19 protein-coding genes are annotated in these 22,627 nt (G+C 59.3%); 11 read left to right on the forward strand and 8 right to left on the reverse strand.

Translation table 11 applies throughout. From position 1 onward, the window contains the following. The first annotated feature begins 5 nt into the window (after positions 1–5). Positions 6–1,112: a DNA-processing protein DprA gene (gene dprA, locus PSH97_RS00110; protein WP_305447616.1), complete on the forward strand. Its 1,107-nt coding sequence runs from the start codon at positions 6–8 to the stop codon at positions 1,110–1,112. A 54-nt stretch (positions 1,113–1,166) separates the two neighbouring features. After that, positions 1,167–1,724 carry an L-threonylcarbamoyladenylate synthase gene (locus PSH97_RS00115; RefSeq protein WP_305447617.1) on the forward strand — a complete coding sequence of 186 codons (558 nt, stop codon included), beginning with the start codon at positions 1,167–1,169 and terminating at the stop codon, positions 1,722–1,724. 113 nt (positions 1,725–1,837) lie between these two features. On the opposite strand, the gene PSH97_RS00120 is transcribed toward PSH97_RS00115, so the two are convergent. After that, positions 1,838–2,815, reverse strand: coding sequence for an NADPH:quinone reductase (locus PSH97_RS00120; protein ID WP_123356995.1), 978 nt, complete (start codon positions 2,813–2,815; stop codon positions 1,838–1,840). A 173-nt stretch (positions 2,816–2,988) separates the two neighbouring features. On the opposite strand from PSH97_RS00120, the gene hemF reads away from it, so the two are divergent. Next, positions 2,989–3,903, forward strand: a complete 915-nt coding sequence (gene hemF, locus PSH97_RS00125) for an oxygen-dependent coproporphyrinogen oxidase (protein ID WP_007902928.1) — start codon at positions 2,989–2,991, stop codon at positions 3,901–3,903. A gap of 13 nt (positions 3,904–3,916) precedes the next feature. After that, positions 3,917–4,738, forward strand: a complete 822-nt coding sequence (gene aroE / locus PSH97_RS00130) for a shikimate dehydrogenase (protein ID WP_305447618.1) — start codon at positions 3,917–3,919, stop codon at positions 4,736–4,738. Positions 4,739–4,802: 64 nt separating this feature from the next. Here aroE and PSH97_RS00135 read toward each other — a convergent pair whose 3' ends face one another. The 3 genes from PSH97_RS00135 to betC all read right to left on the reverse strand — a co-directional run bounded on the left by PSH97_RS00135 (position 4,803) and on the right by betC (position 8,992). Next, entirely contained in the window at positions 4,803–6,371 is a 1,569-nt protein-coding gene (locus PSH97_RS00135) for a SulP family inorganic anion transporter (RefSeq protein WP_305447619.1), read from the reverse strand. A 169-nt stretch (positions 6,372–6,540) separates the two neighbouring features. Continuing rightward, a complete protein-coding gene (gene choX, locus PSH97_RS00140; protein WP_305447620.1) occupies positions 6,541–7,461 on the reverse strand; it encodes a choline ABC transporter substrate-binding protein in 921 nt (306 codons plus the stop codon). A 16-nt stretch (positions 7,462–7,477) separates the two neighbouring features. Then, positions 7,478–8,992, reverse strand: coding sequence for a choline-sulfatase (betC, locus tag PSH97_RS00145; RefSeq protein ID WP_305447621.1), 1,515 nt, complete (start codon positions 8,990–8,992; stop codon positions 7,478–7,480). Positions 8,993–9,106: 114 nt separating this feature from the next. Here betC and PSH97_RS00150 point away from each other — a divergent pair, with 114 nt between their 5' ends. Next, positions 9,107–10,057 carry a choline sulfate utilization transcriptional regulator gene (locus PSH97_RS00150; protein WP_305447622.1) on the forward strand — a complete coding sequence of 317 codons (951 nt, stop codon included), beginning with the start codon at positions 9,107–9,109 and terminating at the stop codon, positions 10,055–10,057. A 17-nt stretch (positions 10,058–10,074) separates the two neighbouring features. On the opposite strand, the gene PSH97_RS00155 is transcribed toward PSH97_RS00150, so the two are convergent. Then, positions 10,075–10,743 (reverse strand): NAD(P)-dependent oxidoreductase, encoded by a 669-nt coding sequence (locus tag PSH97_RS00155; RefSeq protein WP_305447623.1) that lies wholly within the window; start codon positions 10,741–10,743, stop codon positions 10,075–10,077. Between the two features lie 86 nt (positions 10,744–10,829). Between PSH97_RS00155 and PSH97_RS00160 the strand changes: the two genes are divergently transcribed. After that, positions 10,830–11,156, forward strand: coding sequence for a DOPA 4,5-dioxygenase family protein (locus tag PSH97_RS00160; protein WP_305447624.1), 327 nt, complete (start codon positions 10,830–10,832; stop codon positions 11,154–11,156). On the opposite strand, the gene PSH97_RS00165 is transcribed toward PSH97_RS00160, so the two are convergent. Continuing rightward, a complete protein-coding gene (locus tag PSH97_RS00165) occupies positions 11,157–11,558 on the reverse strand; it encodes a GFA family protein (RefSeq protein ID WP_305447625.1) in 402 nt (133 codons plus the stop codon). Positions 11,559–11,879: 321 nt separating this feature from the next. On the opposite strand from PSH97_RS00165, the gene PSH97_RS00170 reads away from it, so the two are divergent. Beyond that, positions 11,880–13,187 (forward strand): CitMHS family transporter, encoded by a 1,308-nt coding sequence (locus tag PSH97_RS00170; RefSeq protein ID WP_305447626.1) that lies wholly within the window; start codon positions 11,880–11,882, stop codon positions 13,185–13,187. A gap of 84 nt (positions 13,188–13,271) precedes the next feature. Beyond that, positions 13,272–14,039 carry a TerC family protein gene (locus PSH97_RS00175; RefSeq protein WP_305447627.1) on the forward strand — a complete coding sequence of 256 codons (768 nt, stop codon included), beginning with the start codon at positions 13,272–13,274 and terminating at the stop codon, positions 14,037–14,039. A 147-nt stretch (positions 14,040–14,186) separates the two neighbouring features. Here PSH97_RS00175 and PSH97_RS00180 read toward each other — a convergent pair whose 3' ends face one another. Both PSH97_RS00180 and PSH97_RS00185 read right to left on the reverse strand, forming a co-directional pair. Next, on the reverse strand, positions 14,187–17,060 hold the full coding sequence (locus PSH97_RS00180) for a hypothetical protein (protein ID WP_305447628.1): 2,874 nt from the start codon (positions 17,058–17,060) through the stop codon (positions 14,187–14,189). A 247-nt stretch (positions 17,061–17,307) separates the two neighbouring features. Continuing rightward, entirely contained in the window at positions 17,308–17,577 is a 270-nt protein-coding gene (locus PSH97_RS00185) for a DUF6124 family protein (protein ID WP_305447629.1), read from the reverse strand. A gap of 730 nt (positions 17,578–18,307) precedes the next feature. On the opposite strand from PSH97_RS00185, the gene PSH97_RS00190 reads away from it, so the two are divergent. The 3 genes from PSH97_RS00190 to PSH97_RS00200 all read left to right on the forward strand — a co-directional run bounded on the left by PSH97_RS00190 (position 18,308) and on the right by PSH97_RS00200 (position 22,575). Continuing rightward, complete coding sequence (locus tag PSH97_RS00190) at positions 18,308–19,966, forward strand: Na/Pi cotransporter family protein (protein ID WP_305447630.1); 1,659 nt, start codon at positions 18,308–18,310, stop codon at positions 19,964–19,966. 56 nt (positions 19,967–20,022) lie between these two features. Then, positions 20,023–21,399, forward strand: a complete 1,377-nt coding sequence (locus tag PSH97_RS00195) for a M16 family metallopeptidase (RefSeq protein WP_305447631.1) — start codon at positions 20,023–20,025, stop codon at positions 21,397–21,399. Between the two features lie 147 nt (positions 21,400–21,546). Next, positions 21,547–22,575, forward strand: a complete 1,029-nt coding sequence (locus PSH97_RS00200; RefSeq protein ID WP_305447632.1) for a DUF5924 family protein — start codon at positions 21,547–21,549, stop codon at positions 22,573–22,575. Positions 22,576–22,627 lie beyond the last annotated feature (52 nt).

Consider the following 22,627-nt stretch of genomic DNA (forward strand, 5'->3'; position numbering starts at 1 on the left):
GATCCATGTCGCTGTCTGTCTGTACGTCCGTTTCCCCTGCGGAACTGGAAGCCCGTTTACGCCTGCACCGTTTGCCCGAGCTCGGCCCTGCGCGTTTCAAGAAATTGCTTGAGGCCTTCGGCTCTGCCTCCAAAGCCATTGGCGCACCGGCCAGCGCCTGGCGTGCGTTGGGCCTGCCACTCGCCTGCGCGGAGGCCCGGCGCTCAAGCGAAATTCGTGACGGCGCCAGTCACGCATTAGCCTGGTTAGAGCGCCCGGGCCAGCATTTACTGATGTGGGACCAACCTGACTACCCCGCATTGCTGGCGCAAATCAGTGATGCGCCGCCGCTGTTATTCGTCGCGGGCGATCCGGGCATACTGGAAAAACCGCAGTTGGCGATGGTCGGCAGCCGTCGTGCTTCGCGACCGGGCATGGACACCGCCGCCGCGTTTTCCCGCACTCTGGCCGGCGCCGGTTTTGTCATCACCAGCGGTCTGGCCCTGGGCATCGATGCTGCGGCGCATCAGGCGGCTCTGGACGTTGGCGGGCAAACGATCGGGGTACTTGGCACGGGGCTGGAAAATTTTTATCCACAGCGCAATCGGCGGCTGGCGGACGCCATGATCACTTCGGGAAGCGCGGTAATTTCGGAGTTCCCGCTGGACGCTGGCCCTTCCCCCAGCAATTTTCCCCGGCGCAATCGAATCATCAGCGGTTTGTCCCTCGGCGTGCTCGTGGTCGAGGCGAGTGTTGCCAGTGGGTCGTTGATCACCGCGAGACTGGCGGCGGAACAGGGGCGTGAGGTATATGCGATTCCAGGGTCGATCCATCACCCTGGGGCAAAGGGGTGTCATCAGCTGATCCGCGACGGTGCGGTGCTGGTGGAAACAATCGAGCACATCCTCGAAGCCTTGCGCGGCTGGCAACGGCTGCCGTTATCCACAGAAACGCCGCAGACGACAGAGACTCATCCACTGCTCAAGTTGCTTCACGCGGCGCCCCATACCAGCGAAGCCTTGGCGATCACCAGCGGCTGGGCGTTGTCGAAAGTGTTGGCGGCGCTGACGGAACTGGAAATGGACGGCCGTGCGGTCTGTGAAAGCGGCCGCTGGCTTGCGCGGGGACGCTAGGTTTTACAGGGAAGATCGGTAAACTGCGCAGAGCCTTATTCCGGAGAGTCTTTCATGGTTAACAGTTGGCGTGTGCAACAAGCCGCACGAGAAATTCGCGCTGGGGCGGTCATTGCCTATCCAACCGAAGCTGTCTGGGGCCTGGGTTGCGACCCGTGGGACGAAGAGGCAGTGGATCGTTTGCTGCTGATCAAGGGACGGTCTGTGGATAAAGGCCTGATTCTGGTGGCCGACAATATTCGCCAGTTCGACTTCCTCTTCGAAGACTTCCCTGAATTGTGGATGGACCGTATGGCCAGCACCTGGCCTGGCCCCAACACCTGGCTGGTGCCGCATCAGAATATGTTGCCCCAGTGGATTACCGGTGTGCACGAAACCGTGGCGTTGCGGGTTAGCGATCACCCATTGGTGCGGGATTTGTGTGCGTTGGTCGGGCCGTTGGTTTCAACCTCGGCCAACCCTCAGGGGCGACCGGCGGCGCGGACGCGGCTTCGCGTGGAGCAGTATTTCCGTGGTCAGATTGATTGGGTGCTGGGCGGTAATCTGGGTGGACGGAAGAATCCGAGCGTGATTCGCGATTTGGCCACCGGCCACGTTGTGCGCCCGGATTGAGACCGCGTCATCGTTCTTCGCGGGCAAGCCTCGCTCCCACAGATCCGAGTCGTATATGAATAATGTGAACGACCGAAATCCTGTAGGAGCGAGGCTTGCCCGCGAAGAGGCCCTCAAGGCAACAAAACAGTCGAGCCAGTCGTGCGTCGCGCCGACAATTCGGTCTGCGCTTTCGCCGCTTCAGCCAATGGATAGCGCTGGCTGATGTCCACCTTCAACTTGCCGCTGATGATCATCTCGAACAGCTCATCGGCCATGCTTTGCAGGTTTTCAGCGTTGTTGGCGTAGGTCGCCAGGGTCGGTCGGGTTACGTACAGCGAACCCTTCCCCGCGAGAATCCCAAGATTCACTCCATCCACTGCGCCGGAAGCATTACCGAAACTCACCACCAGCCCCCGAGGCGCGACGCTGTCGAGCGACGTCAGCCAGGTATCTTTGCCGACACCGTCGTACACCACCGGCACCTTTTTACCGTCAGTCAATTCCAACACGCGTTGTGCGACGTTTTCGTGGCTGTAATCAATGGTCGCCCAGGCACCATTGGCTTTCGCCAGTGCGGCTTTCTCTGCTGAACTGACTGTGCCGATCAGCTTCACGTCCAAGGCCTTGGCCCATTGGCAGGCCAGGGAACCGACGCCTCCGGCTGCTGCGTGGAACAGAATGGTTTCGCCACCCTTGAGTTCATACGTCTGACGCAGCAAGTACTGCACGGTCAGGCCTTTGAGCATCACACCGGCGGCCTGTTCGAAGCTGATGGCGTCTGGCAGATGTACCAGATTGGCTTCCGGCAATACATGAACGTCGCTATAAGCGCCCAATGGGCCACTGCCGTACGCCACGCGATCACCGATCTTGAAGCGGGTGACTTCGCTTCCGACTGCTTCGACCACGCCCGCGCCTTCAGCGCCCAGGCCCGACGGCAAGGCGGGTGGGGCATAAAGGCCACCGCGGTAATAGGTGTCAATGAAGTTCAGGCCGATGGCCTTGTTGGTCACGCGTACCTGCAGCGGGCCGGGTTCGGCGGGCTGGTAATCGACATGCTCGAGTACTTCGGGGCCGCCATGGGCGCGGAACTGGATACGCTTTGCCATCTGCACTTTCCTTAAGTATTAGCTTCTAGAGTTGTAGCGCCAAGCGCCCTATCGGACTCTTAAGCTTGACCTTCGTCAACTGCGACGGCACAAGGTGCAGTGTTATCCTACGCAGCAATTTGCCGCCGGCCTGTATGAGCGCCGCGTAGCTTTGCCCGATTCAAGGTGATGCCATGACTACCCGCACCGAGGCCGTAAAAGCCTATCTGCTCGACCTGCAAGACCGCATTTGCGCTGCCCTGGAAGCTGAAGACGGTGGCGCGCGTTTCGTCGAAGACGCCTGGACCCGGCCTGCCGGTGGTGGCGGTCGCACCCGGGTGATCGAAAACGGCGCGGTCATTGAAAAGGGCGGCGTCAACTTTTCCCACGTCTTTGGCAGCGGTCTCCCACCCTCCGCCAGCGCTCATCGGCCAGAATTGGCCGGCCGAGGCTTCGAAGCCTTGGGCGTGTCTCTGGTGATTCACCCGCACAACCCCCATGTACCGACGTCCCACGCCAACGTGCGCTTTTTCATCGCTGAAAAAGAAGGTGAAGAGCCGGTCTGGTGGTTCGGTGGCGGCTTCGACCTGACCCCTTATTACGGTAATGAAGAAGACTGCGTGCACTGGCACCGCGTCGCCGAACAGGCCTGCGCGCCGTTCGGCCCGGACGTCTACCCGCGCTACAAGGCCTGGTGCGACAGTTACTTCCACATCAAGCATCGCCACGAGCCGCGTGGCATCGGCGGCCTGTTTTTCGATGACTTGAATGAGTGGGACTTCGACACCAGCTTCGCCTTCATGCGCGCCATCGGCGATGCGTTCATCGACGCGTACCTGCCGATCGTGCAGCGCCGCAAGAACGATGCGTTCACCGCCAAACAGCGTGAATTCCAGGAGTTTCGCCGTGGCCGTTATGTCGAGTTCAACCTGGTCTATGACCGCGGCACGCTGTTCGGCCTGCAATCGGGCGGACGTACCGAATCGATCCTGATGTCGCTGCCGCCGCAAGTGCGCTGGGCCTACGACTGGAAAGCCGAGCCGGGCAGTGAAGAAGCGCGCCTGACCGAGTACTTCCTGCAAGACCGCGATTGGTTGGCCAAGGCCTGAACGAGGAATTCTGATGGATCGTTACGTCGTATTCGGTAACCCGATTGGCCACAGTAAGTCGCCGCTGATCCACCGTTTGTTCGCCGAGCAGACGGGGCAAAAACTGGACTACAGCACTTTGCTGGCGCCCCTCGATGATTTTTCCGGCTGTGCCCAGGAGTTTTTCCGCGAAGGGCGTGGGGCGAATGTGACGGTGCCGTTCAAGGAAGATGCCTATCGTTTGGCGAACAGCTTGACCAAGCGAGCGCAACGGGCCGGTGCGGTGAATACCCTGAGCAAACTGGCTGATGGCAGTTTGCTGGGCGACAACACCGATGGTGCCGGGCTGGTGCGGGACCTGACGGTCAACGCCGGATTTAGTCTTGCGGGCAAACGCATCCTGCTGCTCGGGGCCGGCGGCGCGGTGCGCGGGGCGCTGGAGCCGCTGCTGGCCGAGCGACCGGCGTCGGTGATCATCGCCAACCGCACAGTGGAAAAAGCCGAATTGCTGGCGGAACTGTTCGCGGATTTGGGACCGGTGTCGGCCAGTGGCTTCGATTGGTTGCAGGAGCCGGTGGACCTGATCATCAACGCTACGTCCGCCAGTCTGTCGGGCGATGTACCGCCGATTGCCAGCAGTTTGATCGAGCCGGGCAAGACGGTTTGCTACGACATGATGTACGGCAAGGAGCCGACCTCGTTCTGCCGCTGGGCCAGCGAGCACGGCGCGGCGGTGGCGATGGATGGCCTGGGAATGCTGGCCGAGCAGGCGGCGGAAGCTTTCTACCTGTGGCGCGGCGTGCGCCCGGATACAGCGCCGGTGCTGGCCGAACTCCGCCGGCAATTGGCGCTGTAGTGCTTTGTGGCGGGGGAGCAAGCTCCCTCGCCACAGGTTATGCCGTTGCATCAGCGTCGGTGTTTCAATCTTCGAAGCGAATCGGGCATTTCTCCGCGCCTTCGAGCTTTCTCAATTCCTCCACCACCTGCGGCCGTGCCCCTCGCAGAGTCAGGCTGCGATCCTGACGCAACAGCCGTCGTGCTTCCTGGTGCAGCATTTCCACACCTGAATAGTCGATGAAGTTGATCTGCTGCGCCTCGATCACCACCCGCGCGCCGTGCATCCGTTGCAAACGCACTTGCAGGTAATGGCTGGCGCCGAAAAAGATTGAACCGCCAACTCTCAGAATGTCGTCATCGCCCTCACGCCAATGCTGCACCCGTGGTTGCGAGGTGCGTTTGAGGTAGAAGAACAGCGAGGCCAGCACGCCGGCGTAGATCGCCGTTTGCAACTCCAGCAACAGCGTCGCGACACAAGTCAGCGCCATCACCAGAAACTCGGCACGGCTGACTCGCAACAGAGCGCGAATGCCGCGATGGTCGACCAATCCCCAGGCGATCAACAAAATGCTGCCGGCCATGGCCGGGATCGGAATCTGCGCGATCAATACCGCACCGAAGATAGCGAACAACGCCACCCACACCGCTGAAAAAACCCCCGCCAGCGGTGAGCAGGCACCGGCGTCATAACTCAGGGCCGAGCGGGTGAAGGACCCGGCTGACAGCGACCCGGAAAAAAACGCACCGACCATGTTCGAGAAACCTTGGGCGCGGACTTCTTGATTGGCATCGAGCAACTGCTGCGAGCGTGCCGACAACGAGCGGGCAATCGACAGGCTTGTCACCAGCCCGAGCATGCCGACCGCCACCGCGCTAGGTAGCAGGCGCAACACCAGGTCCAGATCCAGCGGCAACGGGCTGAAGGGCGGCAGCCGCCCGACAAAGGCGCTGACCAACTTCACATGACCGAACATCGCTGGCCACAGCCACACTAACCATCCACTCAGGGCCAGAGCGATCAACAGCGTCGGCCAGCGCGGCAACAGCAGTTTCAGCACGACGCCCACCACGACTGTGGCCAGGCCCAGTACCAGCGAGGGTTTGTCCACCTCACTAAGATGACTGAACAGCAGCACCAGGCTGTTCAGTGCCGTGGCCTGGTTGGGCACATCCAGCCCCAGCAGGTTCGGCAGTTGCCCAATGGCAATCACCACCGCCGCGCCAAGGGTGAAGCCCAGCACCACCGAGTGAGAGACGAAATTCACCAAGGCGCCGAAACGCAGCAAACCCAGCAGCCACTGGAAAATGCCCGCAAGGAGTGTCAGAAGCAGGATCAGCGTGACGTAGTCCTCTGACGCGGGGACGGCCAGAGGACTGACGCTGGCATACAGGACGATGGAAATAGCCGCCGTAGGACCGCAGATCAAATGCCACGACGAACCCCACAGGCAGGCGATCAGCACCGGGATGATCGCGGCGTACAAGCCATATTCCGGTGGGAGACCGGCGATCAGGGCGTAGGCAATGGATTGTGGCAACGCGAGAATTGCACCGCTCAGGCCGACAATCAAATCACGGCCGATGCTGGCGCGGGTTTGCCGGGGCAACCAAGTCAGGAAGGGAAAGAGTGAATGGCGGCTGGGGAAGGCCATGGGTCCTCTCGGGTGGGGTTTTACGAAAGAGTATCAGGACCGACGCTGATCGTTCCCACGCGCAGCAAAGGAACACCGCCATGGACGCTCTGCGTCCGCTTCGGGATGTGACGCGGAGCGTCACGGGCTGCATTCCCACGCGGAGCGTGGGAACGATCAGTGGTAGGAGTTAAAGTTTGGCTTTGACCGCCGGCAACGCATCCTTCCCATCCACGGTCTTCACGCCATCCAGCCACTTATCCAGCACCGCCGGGTTGGCCTTGATCCAGGCCTTGGCCGCCTCGGTATTGCTGATCTTCTTGTTCACCACTTCGGCCATGATGCTGTTCTCCATTTCCTGGGTAAAACTCAGGTTGGTGAGCAGCTTGCCGACATTCGGACAGGCCTGTGCATAACCTTTGCGGGTCAGTGTATAAACGCTGCCGGTGTCACCGAAATACTTCTCGCCGCCCTTCAGGTAATGCATTTTCAGCTGCACGTTCATCGGGTGTGGCGTCCAGCCGAGGAAGGTCACGAACTTCTGTTTCTTCACCGCGCGAGACACTTCGGCCAGCATCGCCTGCTCGCTGGATTCGACCAGCTTCCACTGACCCAGGTCGAAGTCGTTCTTCTTGATGATCTCTTGCAGCGAAATGTTCGCCGGGGCGCCGGAGCCGATGCCATAGATCTTTTTGTCGAACTTGTCGGCGAATTTATTCAAGTCGTTAAAGTTATGCACACCCGCGTCCCAAACGTAATCCGGGACCGCCAGCGTGAATTCGGTGCCGTCGAGATTCTTCGCCAGTTGAGTAACGTCGCCGTTGGCCACGAACTTGTCGTAGAAGCCTTGCTGTGCCGGCATCCAATTACCCAGGAACACGTCCACCTGGCCATCCTTAAGACCGCCAAAGGTGATCGGCACCGCCAGCGTATCGATTTTGGCCTTGTAGCCCATGCCGTCCAGCAGAAACCCGGTGATGGCGTTGGTTGCAGCAATATCGCTCCAGCCAGGGTCGGCCATTTTCACCGTCTCGCAGCTTTGCTCGGCATAGGCAGAGGCACTGCCCAGAGCCAGAAGCCCGACCGTCAGTACTGTGGATAACCTTTGCATGGACTTCCCCTTAACATTATTGGTTTTGGCAGGGTTGTGGATAACGTGCTTTACGCTCCAGATCGTCGAGGTCGATGTGGTTGCGCATGTATTGCTGGCTGGCGTCCACCAGCGGCTGGTGATCCCAGCTCTTCAGTTTGCCGATCGTCAGGGCGTCGGCGACGAAACGCCGACGTCGCTGACTGGCGAGCACCTGTTGGTGGATCGCCGGGATATCCCATTTGGCCCGCGCTTCGGCGAGAAACTCCTCGAAAAGTTGCCGATGTTGCGGCGATTGGCTGAGTTCTTCTTGTTCACGCGGGTCGTTATGTACGTCGAAGAGTAGGCAAGGGTCGTCTTCGCTGTAGATGAATTTGTAGGCACCACGGCGAATCATCATCAACGGGCTGATGGTGCCTTCGGCCATGTACTCGCCAAACACCTCATCGTGACCGCCCTGCTCTTGCAGATGCGAAACCAGCGAGCGACCGTCCAGCGGCAGACCGGGCTCCAGCGAGCCGCCGGCCAATTCCACAAAGGTCGGCAGCAGGTCGGCGGTTGATACCGCCGCGCTGACTCGCCCAGCACCGAATTGCCCTGGCGCACTGATCAACAGCGGTACACGGGCAGCCATTTCGTACCAGTGCATTTTGTACCAGAGGCCGCGCTCGCCGAGCATGTCTCCGTGGTCACCGGAGAATACGATGATGGTGTCATCGATTAGCCCGGTTTCCTCGAGTGTTTGCAGAAGTTTGCCGACGTTGCTGTCGATATAGCTGCACGCGCCAAAGTAGGCACGGCGCGCGTCGCGAATCTTATCCACAGGCAGCGGCTTGTCCCAAAGGTCATAGACCTTGAGCAAACGCTGGGAGTGAGGATCGAGTTCTTCCTGTGTAGGTGTTTCGGGCAAAGGGATGTCGGTGTCGTCATACATATCCCAGAAAGCCTTGGGAATCGTGTACGGATCGTGTGGGTGAGTCATCGACACGGTCAGGCAGAACGGCTGATCACCCTCCTGGCGGATATGATCGAACAGGTACTGCTGGGCCTTGAACACCACCTCTTCGTCGAAGTCCAGCTGATTGGTGCGCACGCAAGGCCCGGCTTGCAGCACCGACGACATGTTGTGATACCAGGTTGGGCGTACGTCCGGCTCATCCCAGTTCACCGACCAGCCGTAATCGGCCGGGTAGATGTCGCTGGTCAGGCGTTCTTCATAGCCGTGCAACTGGTCCGGGCCGCAGAAATGCATCTTGCCCGACAGCGCGGTGCGATAACCGAGGCGTCGCAGGTAATGGGCATAGGTCGGAACATCGGCGGGGAAGTCGGCCGCGTTGTCGTAGGCGCCGATCTTGCTCGGCAACTGACCGCTGACCAGAGTAAAACGCGACGGGGCGCAAAGAGGGCTATTGCAGTAAGCGGCGTCGAACACCACGCCTTCGGCGGCGAGGCGGCTGAGATTCGGCAGTTTGATAGGCGAAGGGCCGTAGAACGGCAACATTGGCGCGGCCATCTGATCGGCCATGATGAAAAGAATATTCTTGCGCTTCATGTGATCGCGGCATTCCATAGTGAATATTTATGCGAGAGTGCTGTGATCGAGCATGGAGCCCATTAACCTTGTGGTAAAGCCCATGCCAGGCAATGACTAGGATAAGCACAGCTTATGTATGACGCCCTCGGTGATTTGTCTCTGGACCTGCTGCGTGCCTTTGAAGCCGCGGCCCGGCAACGCAGCTTCACCGCCGCCGCGGTGGAGCTCGGCACCACGCAACCGGCCATCAGCCAGCAGATCAAGCGATTGGAAGAACAGCTCGCTACCCGGTTGTTCGATCGTATTTATCGCGGCATTGAATTGACCGAAGCCGGGACTATTCTGTTCGAGCAAGTTCAGCTCGGTTTGCAGAATATCGATGCAGGATTGAGCGCAATCAGTGCACAGCAACAGCACGAGGTGTTGCAGGTGGCCACCGACTTCGCCTTCGCTGCGTACTGGCTGATGCCGCGTCTGCACCGCTTCCATACCGCCAACCCTCAAGTGGACGTCAGCCTGGTCACCAGCGAACGCAGCCACAACATGCTGCGCACCGATATCGATGTGGCGGTGCTGTTCGGCGATGGCCGGTTCAAGCAAGGCGAGAGCCACTGGCTGTTCAGCGAAGAGGTGTTTCCAGTGTGCAGCCCGCTGCTATTGAAGGACCGTACCCTGCCCTTACCGGCTCAGGCATTGCTGGAGTTTCCGCTGCTGCACCTGCGAGGCGAACACAGCAGCAACTGGTTCGACTGGAGCGGCGTGTTTCGCGAGTTGGGAATCACCTCGGCCCCAGCGCCGGGGCAACTGCGCTTCGACAATTACACGCTGCTGATTCAGGCGGCGATTGGCGGCCAAGGTGTTGCGATCGGATGGCGGCACCTTGTGGATAACTTGTTGGCGCAAGGTCTGTTGTGTCGCCCGATTGCCGACACGGTGATTTCCAGGCTGGGCTATTACGTCGTTCTACCCCAGCGCAAACGGCGTGGAGCGTTGATTCAAAAGTTTGTGGACTGGTTGATGACGGAACAGGCCAGCAGTGCGCAATCGCTCAATGGCCTCCCTTTACCGTCGATTGCGGTGTGAGCGGGTTCGGACGATTACTATTCCGACGTCGCAACAAAACTCACATGCTCTCCGACATGCAGGTTCAAGTGCAGCTCATCGGCAATCCCAACAGCGACGCGGTTCAGCCGTTCCAGCGGTTCGGCCAGGCCGGGCTCCAGGCTGGTGCTGACGTGACTGAAATGCTCAAGGGTCAGCCCGGGCACGCCGCGAGGGGCATTCACCAGGGTCCAGTGCAATGAGCTGCTTTGCAGAGCCTCGCGGATTTCTTCGGCGGCGTGGCGTTGCAGTAGATCCTCAATCTCCGGCTCCGGATCGTCCAGTACCTCGAAATCGCCCACTACAAACAACCGGGAGATGCCTGCGGCCTGCATGCCGTCGATCAGTGCATCCACTGCCAGCACCTCCTCGACCGGGCCGGGCACGATGGATTTTTCGATGTGTTCACTGTTCATCGGCAACCCTGGCGCATCAAGCAGGCAGATCACCGCCGAACAGCCGGCCACGCTCTGCTTGACCCGCTTGGCATCGAACAGGTTGCCGGCCTTGGTGCGCAAGCCCGGGCGCGGGGCGAGCGCTGTCAGATCATCGAGAATCGCGATCACTTCATGCTGGCGCCGCAGCATTTCAGCCATCAGCGCACTGCCCAGGCTACTCATGGCACCATAAAGCACTACCTTCACCACCGGGGTTTCGGCATTTTTCATGGCTGTGCTCCGTGTACTTCCTGCCTATATAGCGTGTGACCTGCGGGAGGCGGGGTGGGTTCGACAAGGTTTCAGAGGGGGTTCAGATGCAACGGATCAGGGGCTACCACGCCCATGTCTATTTCGACGCCAGCACCCTGCCACAGGCACGGGCCTTGTGTGAGCAGGCAGCGCAATTGTTTCCGCTGAAGATGGGCCGCATGCACGAACGCCCGGTCGGCCCGCATCCGGACTGGAGCTGCCAATTGGCTTTCGAGCCGCAACACCTCGGCGCGGTGTTGCCGTGGCTGGCGCTCAACCGTAAAGGATTAGTGATATTCCTGCACCCGGACACGGGCGACGATCTGCTCGACCATACCGAACACGCGATCTGGATGGGCGCAATCCGGCCGCTGAACCTGTCTGTATTCTGATCAGAGTTGTTCTTGGGCCTCACCGGGCAAGTGCTCGTCCAGATGCAGCCACGGCAAACGACTGTCGGTCCAGATATGCCGTTCGGCCGGCGCTTGCTCGGGATGGTCGAGGGTGGCGATGGTCACGTCGATGCTCTCGGGGCTGAGCTTCGTCACCAGCGCCAGTTGTGCCCCACAGTTTGGGCAGAAATATCGCACGCAAGTAGACGAAGACTCATACCGGGATGGCGTACCTGCCATCCATGCAAATGCTGAGGCGGGCACTGTGATCCAGGTGGTTACGATCCCGCCGCTGACCCGCCGGCAAATCGAGCAATGGCAGTGAGCGATGTCGTGCAATGGCCCGCTGAATTGATAGCGGATTTGTCCGCAGTGGCAGCCACCAGTGTGAAGTTTGCCCATGTCTTTTGCTCCTGACCCCGTGTTTACGGCCTTTCAACCGGGCCGACGACCGGTTGTACATTCGGTCAATGCTTTCACTCGCGAAAGCTGGCTGAAAGCTTCCCCCATTAGCATCGCCCTCACTGCCGGCAACAGACCGGTTGGCCAATGCGAGTGTTTTATCGCTCGCCCGGTCCATTAAACAACAACAATGGTGATTCTGATGTCCGCTGCTACCCGCCTCTTCGCTGTCACTCCGCCCGTACGTCTCGTGCTTCCCGTTCTGCGCTGACCTCATCCGGTTCGCCCATTTACTAGCCGCGCTACGCCTGGAGTATTCCTATGCTGACTTTCCTTGGCTTCGCCATGGTCATCACGTTCATGTTCCTGATCATGACCAAGCGCCTGTCCGCGCTGATTGCTCTGATCATCATCCCGATCATCTTCGCCCTGTTCGGCGGCTTCTCGCCGAAGATCGGCCCGATGATGCTCGAAGGCATCACCAAGCTTGCGCCGACCGGCGTGATGCTGATGTTCGCCATTCTCTACTTCGCCCTGATGATCGATTCCGGCCTGTTCGACCCGGCCGTGCGCAAGATCCTCAAACTGGTCAAGGGCGACCCGTTGAAAGTTTCGGCCGGCACCGCCGTTCTGGCGCTCGTCGTTTCCCTTGATGGTGACGGCGCGACCACTTATATGATCTGCGTGGCCGCCATGCTGCCGCTCTACAGCCGCATCGGCATGAGCCCGCGGATCATGGCCGGTCTGATCATCCTCGCCGGTGGCGTGATGAACATGACTCCTTGGGGTGGCCCGACGGCTCGTGCAGCCAGTGCGCTGCATGTCGACCCGTCCGACATCTTTGTGCCAATGATTCCGGCGATGCTGGCCGGCGTGGTGGCGATCCTGGCGATTGCCTACTTCTACGGTAAACGTGAGCGTGCACGTCTGGGTGAGCTGCATCTGGTCGGTGATGAAGTCGATCACAGCGAAATCAGCGTTTCGCAGTTCCCGGACGCTCGTCGTCCAAAGTTGATCTGGTTCAACGGCGCGTTGACCCTGGCGCTGATGTGCACGCTGGTCGCCGGTCTGTTGCCGCTGCCAGTGCTGTTCATGGTGGCGTTCAGTATCGCGATGATCGTCAACTACCCATGCCTGCAACAGCAGAAGGACCGCGTCGCGGCCCACGCCGGTAGCGTGCTGGCGGTGGTCGGGTTGATCTTTGCCGCGGGTATCTTCACCGGTATCCTGTCGGGCACCGGCATGGTCGATGCCATGTCGAAAAGCCTGCTGGCGGTCATCCCCGATTTCCTCGGCCCGTACCTGGCCGTGATCACCGCGCTGGTGAGCATGCCGTTCACGTTCTTCATGTCGAACGATGCATTTTATTACGGCGTGTTACCGGTGCTTGCCGAAGCCGCCAGTCATTACGGTATAACCGCGGTGGAAATGGCACGTGCCTCGATCGTCGGTCAGCCCGTCCACTTGCTGAGCCCGCTGGTACCATCGACTTATCTGTTGGTGGCCCTGGCCGGTATCGAATTCGGTGATCATCAGCGGTTCACCTTGAAGTGGGCAGTGCTGGTTTGCCTGTGCATACTGGTCGCTGCATTGCTGATGGGGATTTTTCCGCTGTTCAGCACTCTATAAGCCCAAGACTCACCATGAGGGGGTCCAGGCTTTGTATGAAGCCTGGGCCCTTCGTGGTTTAAACACTCGCTCAAAGGAATACACATGGAATGGCTGACCAACCCTGAAATCTGGGTTGCCTTCTTCACCCTGACTGCCCTGGAGATCGTCCTGGGCATCGACAACATCATCATGATCTCGATCCTGGTCAGCCGCATGCCCAAGCACATGCAGGCACGCACCCGGATTTTCGGCCTGGCGCTGGCCATGATCACGCGGATCCTGTTGCTGCTGTCGATCACTTGGGTCATGCGCCTCACCGCAGACCTGTTCGAAGTGTTCGGCCAAGGTATTTCCGGGCGTGACCTGATCCTGTTCTTCGGTGGTCTGTTCCTGCTGTGGAAGAGCTCGCAAGAGATGTACCACGCGCTGGAAGGTGAAGATGAAGCCAACGACGAGCCGAGCGGCAAGGGTGGTAACTTCCTGTACACCATCATCCAGATCGCAATCATCGACATCGTGTTCTCGCTGGACTCGGTGATCACCGCGGTGGGCATGGTGTCCCACGTACCGGTCATGGTCGCGGCGATTGTCGTTGCGGTGCTAGTGATGATGTGGGCTTCTGGCACTATCAGCGAGTTCATCGACAAGCACCCGTCGCTGAAGATGCTGGCGCTGTCGTTCCTATTGCTGGTGGGTACCGTGCTGATTGCCGAATCGCTCGACGTGCATTTGCCAAAAGGCTACGTCTACTTCGCCATGGCGTTCTCGTTGGCGGTGGAAGCGATCAACATCAAGATGCGCACCGCAATGATGAAAAAGAGGAAGCAGCAAGAGCCAGTGAAACTGCGCAAGGATGTTCCGGGCCAGTAACCTGAACGCTGCGCAAATGACAAAGGGGCCTTCGGGCCCCTTTGTCATACTTGTGGAAAGTGTTTATTCAACATCAATGTGTAATGGGCTCATTGCGAGCAGGCTCGCCCCGAATTGCTTCGCTCCACGAATAAAGCCAAGGGTGGATCATGTTATTTGTCTCAGGCGAATGTTATCCATCTTAGCGGCGGGTTGTGCAATACGTATGTGAATTGTTGGGGATGCAGAGTTGTTTGGGTAAACAAGTTTGTAATAGCCCCATGTGTTAAATTGCTCGAGATCAGCAGTGATAGATGGAAGGCCGGTTCTGCTAATGATAAGTAGGGCTCTACTAGTTATGTAGTAGTTGAAACTCAGCTCGTATTGCGCACCAACTGCGAGGTTTATGAATTGTTTATTTATAGCTAAATAACTTGATTGAGCCTCTATAAAATACTCGCCTCCACCTTCAGATATTTTCGCTGGGTAACCGGAGTCGGATGCGCTCCACCCATTCCATTCGCCCCCCGTAAACGTCGTCCAATCATCAGACCCGGTGCGCACTGTGTAAATCCGCACCGGACACGCCACCGCATCCGCCAGGGTCGCTGCCTGAAACAGTCCTACCTTCAATACCACGCTTACCGTTGAACCTTCGTTGCACTCGCGCAACCACTGCACCGCCGCAGTGTGGGCAAGTCCGTCGAGCCGGTTGTTTGGCTCTCCCGCCAATTGATCATGATTACGTGACGTGCTATCGCTGCGGTTTTCGATGTAACTCAGCCACACCGGCGCGCCATACAACTGGAACAGCCATTGGGTGCATAGCACCTTGGTGGAATCCTGGATCCCGCCAGTGTTCATGAACTCGCTATCGAAACCTTCCAGAAGAGGCATTGGCATGTTCTGCAGTAACAATGTGCCAACTTGCAACGACATGTTCTCCGACGGCAGCGGCCCCGTGGATCGCACCACGTCATAACGAATGTTTACCGCCCGCCCCAGGTTGGCCCCTGTGATCGGTGCCAGAATCGGGAAGTCGATGTGCGGCTGCGACGTGACGTAACGCCGTTCCGGGCGAATCGAGCCTTCGCCGATCAGGTCAATGCCATCGTCTTCGTTCAACGCTGTGGTATCGACCCGCACGGTGAAACCGTTCTGGTGAGTATTGGGGTCGAGCCGCCCTTCGGGCGCTTCCAATACCTCGGGCGCTGCCCATTTCGGTTGCGTGACGCCGATGCTCAAGGTTCGCACCCTCGAGTTGCGCAATGGCTGTCCCGCACGCTTGACGTAATAGCTGGCCTCCGCTTTGCCATTGCGGTTGGCCGTGATGTACACCGGTTGCACCAGAAACGGGACTGGCTGCCCTGCGGTGTGCGAGCTCAACGGAATTTCATACAGCGGGTGCGCCCCACTGATCGAGCCGACCCAGCGCAGGCCGACGGTATCGCCAGCCACTGTACCGGTGAACGGCGCGATGACATCGGCGCCAGCGGGAGCGTTTTCCGGGAGCAGGACGTTGTTGCTGTCGGCCTGGAGAACATCAGGCTCAATGAGTTCTGGTTGAGCTACACCAACGGTGAGGTTCAACGGCAATGAGTCGCGCACGCTGCTGAGCATCACGTCGTCATTGGCCACGGTGTAATGGATTTTCACAGAACCGCCGTCCAGCGGAGCAATTTCGCTGGCCGGTACACTACGTTCGATAGGCTCATATTCGGGCTCATCGCTGACGATGGCCCGGGTTGAATAATAGGTCTCGCCGCCGGGGCGAGTGCCTTGCCAGTGAATGGTGATCAAGTCACCTGAACGGCGGCCTTCGTAGTACGGCACCGACACCGTGGCCAGCGGCGAGTCTGCCGGCAGTACCCCGCCGGGTGCCTGCAACACGCTGGGGGCTTGCAGGCGGCTGATGTCGCCCTCGACGCTGACGCTGGCATTTTTTGACGGACGATCCGCGACGCCTTCGCTTTTCAGCACATAAGCCACCGTCGCCCGTCCCTTGGCGATGGCTTTGACCTTGGTATTGGGCACACTGAATGTGACGGCAATGCCGGCGCGGATTACCGGCAGGTCGATGGGACCATGGATTACCTGCGAACCTGCGGCCGGAGTGCCAATCCAGGTCATCCGAATGATGTTTCCTTCCTTGAACCCTACGGTGTTGACCAGAATCGTGACATCTTTTTCGCCCAGCTCAACCAGGTCGATGACATCGGTGTCGGGGTCGGCCTCGATCACGATGGGCTCAGGGAGGCGGTTCTGTTTCAGATCCACGATCAGGTTGGTAATGGCCGACCAGGGTGAGCGTGGGTCAGGGTAGTTACCGACCTCGTCGATGGCTTGGAACGACACCCCGATTTTTCCGCCGTCGCCAACCAACTCGATGGTTGCTTTGTCTATCAGCACGATCAGCGGATTGTTGGCCGGATCGTCAACGTGATCGCTGGTGACATGGACGACAACGCTTACGAAGCCCCAAATGCAATGAATGCGGTCGTTCACCCGCATGAAGGGGTACCGCATGATAGTGATCGGCACCCCTGCCTCGGCTTCGGCCGGGCCGACACCATTGTCGATGATGGCTTGCGGGATCGAATAGTGCAGATGAGAGTGGCCGGGCTCGCCGTAGTCGTCGTCAAAGCCGCCGGGGCGGTCGAGTTTAACCAGAAGTTTGAGCCATGGCGTCGAGTCTTCCGGTACCTGGGGCCCTCGCTGGACGCTGTAGAACAGGGGAAACAGGTCGCCCCGCACGATATAGCCGGCATCGATGGTGCCGTGCACCTGCTTGTCTTTCTCATCGGCCCCTATGGTTTTGGTCCAGATGGGAGAGAGGTCATTGCCCCAATACAGGCGAACGACACTGCCCACGTCCATGTTTAGCCATGGGTTGATAGTAAATCGCAGTCCACCCTCGGAGGCTGCTACGCCGATGCCGCCATCGTAGCCCTGTACGGGAGTTGTCCAACTGGGCAAATGCGGCGGGGCGAGCCGCAGAGATCTGAGCTGCTCTCCTTGGGAGGGAAAATGTTCTATGTCCATGTGCAAGCTCCTGAACTGAAGACCAGAGGGGGTAGAGCGCAGGAGATATCAAACGAGAAGTGCAAGAAACGTTCTACTGACAGATCTGACAGTAGCGATGAACGGTTGTGCGCGGGCACCGCGCGAAACCTGTGGGAGCGAGCTTGCCCGCGAAGAGGCCATCACATTCAACATTGATGTTGATTGACAGGCCCCAATCGCGATCAGACTCGTTCCCACATTTTTTTTGCCTGACAAACAGGTGTGATTACCCAGGCGGGTCGAGGTTATCCAGCGCTCGATTCACCGCCAACTCCCCCAGAATGATGATCTGCTGAATCGCCAGCATAGTGTTGCGCTGCGGACCTTCCAGGAAACCGGCGAAATCACTGGCCAGGACGCTGGCCGATGCCAACGATTCGCAGGCGTGCGCGAGCAGGGTTTCGTTATCGACCTTGGGGTCGATCAGGAAGATTGTGCTGGGTTTGCGCAGGGAGACCGGATCGGTGTCCGGTGGGTTGGGCGTAACTTTGAACATAAGCTGATTTACTCCTGGGTGGAGCCGCTAACCGATCTCTACTAAAGGAAGGGTGGCGGCCGTGCGCAGGTTAGTAGACCGGGGAGAATCAGCATTGCCGGCGCGCCAAAGCGCCCTACGCACAGCCACCATCAAGTTCAGATAAGGAATCTGACTGACAGCGCGTTTGCACCTCACTGATAACACCACGGGCTACTAAACCCGACCACTGATGGGCAGTGGCAGGGAAACGATAGAGGCCAGGGTCAAGGCGCACAAGCCGGCGGATTCTGGCGTACACGTAGGTAACGGCGCAAGACGTTGTAGCCTCCGAGAAGTAACTCTACGTGTTGTTAAACACGCGCTGCAGAGTCTGTGAATTGCATCAAGGTAATCGAGGAATTATCCGACGGATTTTTTTTTGCGTCCCAAGCACGCCTGCGCGCGCAGATCTATTCAGCGATTCGAGATCCCCCGATTTTGGGGCTGCTGCGCAGCCCAGCGGGAGCAAGCTCCCTCGCCACAGGGGTTATGTTCATGCAGCTTTTCCGTTGAGCGGCAGCGTCCTTCGGGCCCCTTTGTCATTTCTGCAGCCAACTGTTTTTGTGACAGTTTTATTTCAATAGCCTCTTTAGCTATGCGATGCTGGCGTCCAGACCGTTAGCCAACTACAGCTTAAGTACAGAACGTAGAAAAACGCGCGGCACCGTCGACTTGCCCCACTGGGGCGCTACCACCACAGGGGGCCTGCATGCTCACCCTGCTCAATTTGTTATCGGCCGTGACCCTTTTGATCTGGGGCACGCACATCGTCCGAACCGGCATCCTGCGGGTTTATGGCTCCAACTTGCGCCATGTGATCGCCCATAACATGTCCAGGCGCTGGCTGGCGTTTCTCGCCGGGATCATGGTGACCGCCATGGTTCAGAGCAGCAATGCCACCGCCATGCTCGTGACTTCGTTTGTCGGTCAGGGCCTGATGGCGCTGACCCCGGCCTTGGCAACGATGCTCGGCGCCGACGTCGGTACCGCACTGATGGCGCGGGTACTGACCCTCGACCTGTCGTGGCTGTCGCCGCTGCTGATTTTCCTCGGGGTCATTTTCTTCCTGTCACGCAAGCAGACCCGGGTCGGGCAGATGGGCCGGGTCAGCATTGGTCTGGGGCTGATCATTCTGGCGCTGCAATTGATCGTCGAGGCCGCCGCGCCGATCACTCAGGCGCAAGGGGTGAAGGTCATCTTTGCCTCGCTGACCGGCGATATTTTGCTCGATGCCCTGGTCGGCGCGCTGTTCGCGATGGTTTCCTACTCCAGCCTGGCCGCTGTTTTGCTGACCGCGACTCTCGCCGGTGCCGGCGTGATCAGTCTGCCAGTGGCCATCGGCCTGGTGATTGGCGCCAACATCGGCAGCGGCATTCTCGCTTTCCTCAGCACCAGCATGCAGAACGCTGCCGGCCGTCAGGTGGCGCTCGGCAGCCTGTTGTACAAACTGATCGGCCTGCTGCTGATCATTCCGGTGCTCGATCCGCTGGTGCACTGGATCGACAGCCTCGACTTCAGCCCTCAGGAAATGGTCATCGGCTTTCACCTGCTCTACAACACCGCGCGCTGCCTGATCCTGTTGCCCAGCGTCGGGCCGATGGCCAGGCTCTGTGCGTGGTTGCTACCGGAGCGGCCGGACATCAATGGCACGGCCAAACCGCGGCACCTTGACCCGACAGCCTTGGTCACACCCAGTCTGGCGCTGGCCAATGCCGCCCGGGAAACCCTGCGCATCGGCGATCTGGTCGACAGCATGCTCGAAGCCATGCTCGACGTGCTGCGTGGCAAACAAACTGCTGTCACCCAGGAAATTCGTCGCCTGACCGATGATGTCGAAGCGCTCTACAGCGCCATCAAACTCTATCTGGCGCAAATGCCCCGCGAAGACCTCAGCGAGCAGGACAGCCGGCGCTGGGCGGAAACCATTGAGCTGGCGATCAACCTGAAACTCTCCAGCGACCTGATCGAACGCATGCTGCGCAAGGTTCAGCAGCAGAAAACCTCGCAACGCCGGTCTTTTTCCGAGGTGGGCCTGGAGGAGTTGGCGGGGCTGCACAGTCAGCTGATTGCCAACCTGCGTCTGGGGTTGTCGGTGTTCCTCAGTGCCGACCCGGAAAGTGCTCGCCAGTTACTGCGTGAGAAACGTCGCTTTCGCGCACAGGAACGCCGCCTGGCCCATGCTCATGTCAGCCGTTTAAACCGTAAGATCGTACAGAGTATCGAGACCAGTTCGCTGCACCTGGAACTGATTGCCGACATGAGACGCTTGAATTCGCTGTTCTGCAGCAGCGCTTATGCGGTGTTGGGCACTTCGGATACTGGCGCTCTAGCGGTCGACGATATGACTGACATCACGCATTCACCCTGAACGTCCACAGTTGCCTGAAGTCTGTTGAACTTACGCTGGCCGTACGGAAACTTGTTATGCGTTGTCTGCTGTTCGCTTGTCTGTTGCTCGGTTCACTGCCTTCATTTGCCCTGGATCGCTTTCAGGTCGAGGGCTACACCTTGCGCAACGGCCTGCAATTGGTCCTCAAACCGGGTACTGAGCGCGGGCATGTGGCGATCCGGTTGGTGGTTGGCGTAGGCCTGGATGATTTCAGCTGCGCCGACAAGGAGCTGCCGCATCTACTCGAACACTTGCTGTTCAGCGGCATTGACGCCACCGGCGAAGGTGGTCTGGAAGAGCGCATGCAGGCCCTGGGCGGTGAGTGGAACGCCTACACCAGTAATGCCGACACGACCTTCGTCATCGAAGCCCCGGCGAAAAACCAGCGCAAGGTCCTCGACCTGTTGTTGGCGCTGCTGACCCAGACCCGTATCGATGACAATGCGATCAACATCGCCAAGCAAGTGGTCGAGCGCGAAGACGGTGGCCATTACTCGCACCTGCAGCGCTGGCTGGATCGCCAGGACCTGGGCCATACCGCGAGTAATCAGTTGGCGGTGGAGCTGGGCCTCAAATGCCCCGAGCGCGCGCAAGTCGATCACCTGACCCGCGAGCAATTGGAGAAGGTGCGCAAGGACTGGTACGCGCCCAATAACATGACCCTGATCGTGGTCGGCGATCTCGACCGCCTGCTGCCGGCCTATCTGGAACGGGCCTATGGCGCACTCGAAGCGGTTGAGCCTAGCGCTCACCTGCCGCTGCCAGACATTCAGGCCAGCGCGGCCCACGAGCGCAATTTGAGTAACGGTTTCGTCGGTGGCGGTGCCAAGTTGCATTGGCTGGTGCCGGAACCGGTGCTGGAAGACCAGCACGACGAAACCTTCGACCTGCTCAAGGACTATCTCGATTGGGCGCTCTATCGCCAATTGCGCCTGGCCCATGGGCTGTCCTATGGTCCCTCGGCTGAGCGCGAGGTATTTGGCGGGGTGGGCTTCATGAGCCTGAACGCCGACCTTGATCGCGACGACGTGCTGGCAGCGGAACAGGTGCTGGATGAGCTTAAAGCAGATCTGCTCAAGAACGGTCTCGACGCTGCCACCTTCGCCCGTCTCAAGCAAGCCGCCATCGCTCGCCAGGCCTGGGCCGTGCAAGGTAACAGCGCCCTGGCGGACTATTACTGGAGCGCCCTCGGCGACTACGAGGACGGCCATTTCGTCAACCCGGCCAAGGCACTGCAAGACGTGACACTGGCCGAGGCGAACAAGGCGATACGTGAGTTGCTGCTGCAACCGGGCTATCTGCGGATCGAGAAGCCGCTGATGAGTTATGACCAGGTGATGTGGGCGATTGTCGGGGGATTTGGATTGATAGTGCTTGGATTGCTGAGCTGGCGCTTCCATCGCAGAAAGTAAGCGTTCCCTGTGGCAAGCCTCGCTCCCACAGAATTTTCGTCGCTCAAATTTCTTAACTTACCGGCATTGGGGCAAGCCCCCTCGTCACAGGGCCTCTCGGGCGGTACCCTGTCGAGGATTTTTCCCACGACTATTGTGAATCGCCGAATGCCGAATCTGACCCTGTACGTACAGCGCCTCCTGGAGTTGATGAAGCGCTATCCCGGGGTCATTGCGCTTGGCGGTTTCATCTCCGGGGTCGGCAGTTTCATGCTGGTGGATCGCCAACAAGGTCTGGCGACGTGGATCACCACCATCATGCTGATCAGTTGGGTCTGGCTGATGCTGGAAAACAGCCTCACCAAGCTGTTTGCCAGGGTATTCAAGCGCGAAATACCCCAGCCCCTGCTGCGTTATGCGACGCAGATGATCCATCAGGAAAGCCTGTTCTTCGTCCTGCCGTTCTTTTTAATCACCACCACCTGGAACAGCGGTCAGTTGTTCTTCACGGGATTACTGAGCATGGCGGCGCTGATTTCGATCATCGACCCGCTCTACTACAAATGGCTGGCACCGCGCCGCTGGGCGTTCCTGGCGCTGCACACCCTGACCCTGTTCGCGGCCCTGCTGACCGCCCTGCCCGTCATCCTGCACCTGACCACCGCCCAGAGTTTCAAGCTGGCGCTGGGCATTGCCATGGTGCTGTCGTTCCCGAGCCTGGCCTCGATCTTCCCGATTCGCACCGTGCGTAATGCGTTGGCGATCCTCAGCATCACCGTCGGCATCGGCGCCGCCGGTTGGGTGCTGCGCTCGTGGGTTCCGCCGGCGACGCTGTGGATGACCGATGTGGCGATCAGCACCCAAATGCAGGATCGAACCCCCGGCAAGAGCCTGGAAGAAGTCAGCGCCGAGCAGATTCGCGGCGGTGGGCTGTACGCGTACACCGCGATCAACGCTCCGCGGGGGCTGGCCGAGCGGATCTACCACGTCTGGATATTCAACGGTAAAGAGGTCGACCGTATTCCTCTGGACATCCACGGCGGGCGCAAGGAGGGCTACCGCGCCTGGACCCACAAGCAGAACTTCCCCGGTAACCCCGCGGGCAAATGGCAGGTTCGGGTGCTCACCGAAGACGGCCAACTGATTGGCGTTCTGCGCTTCAAGGTCCTGGACAGCACACCCGTCAAAGAAAAGTAACGCGGATCGTGCTATTAGTCAGATCTGCGTAATAGCCGAACAAGCACGGAGC

The sequence above is a fragment of the Pseudomonas cucumis genome, assembly GCF_030687935.1.
In the GTDB taxonomy this organism is placed as follows: Bacteria; Pseudomonadota; Gammaproteobacteria; order Pseudomonadales; family Pseudomonadaceae; genus Aquipseudomonas; species Aquipseudomonas cucumis.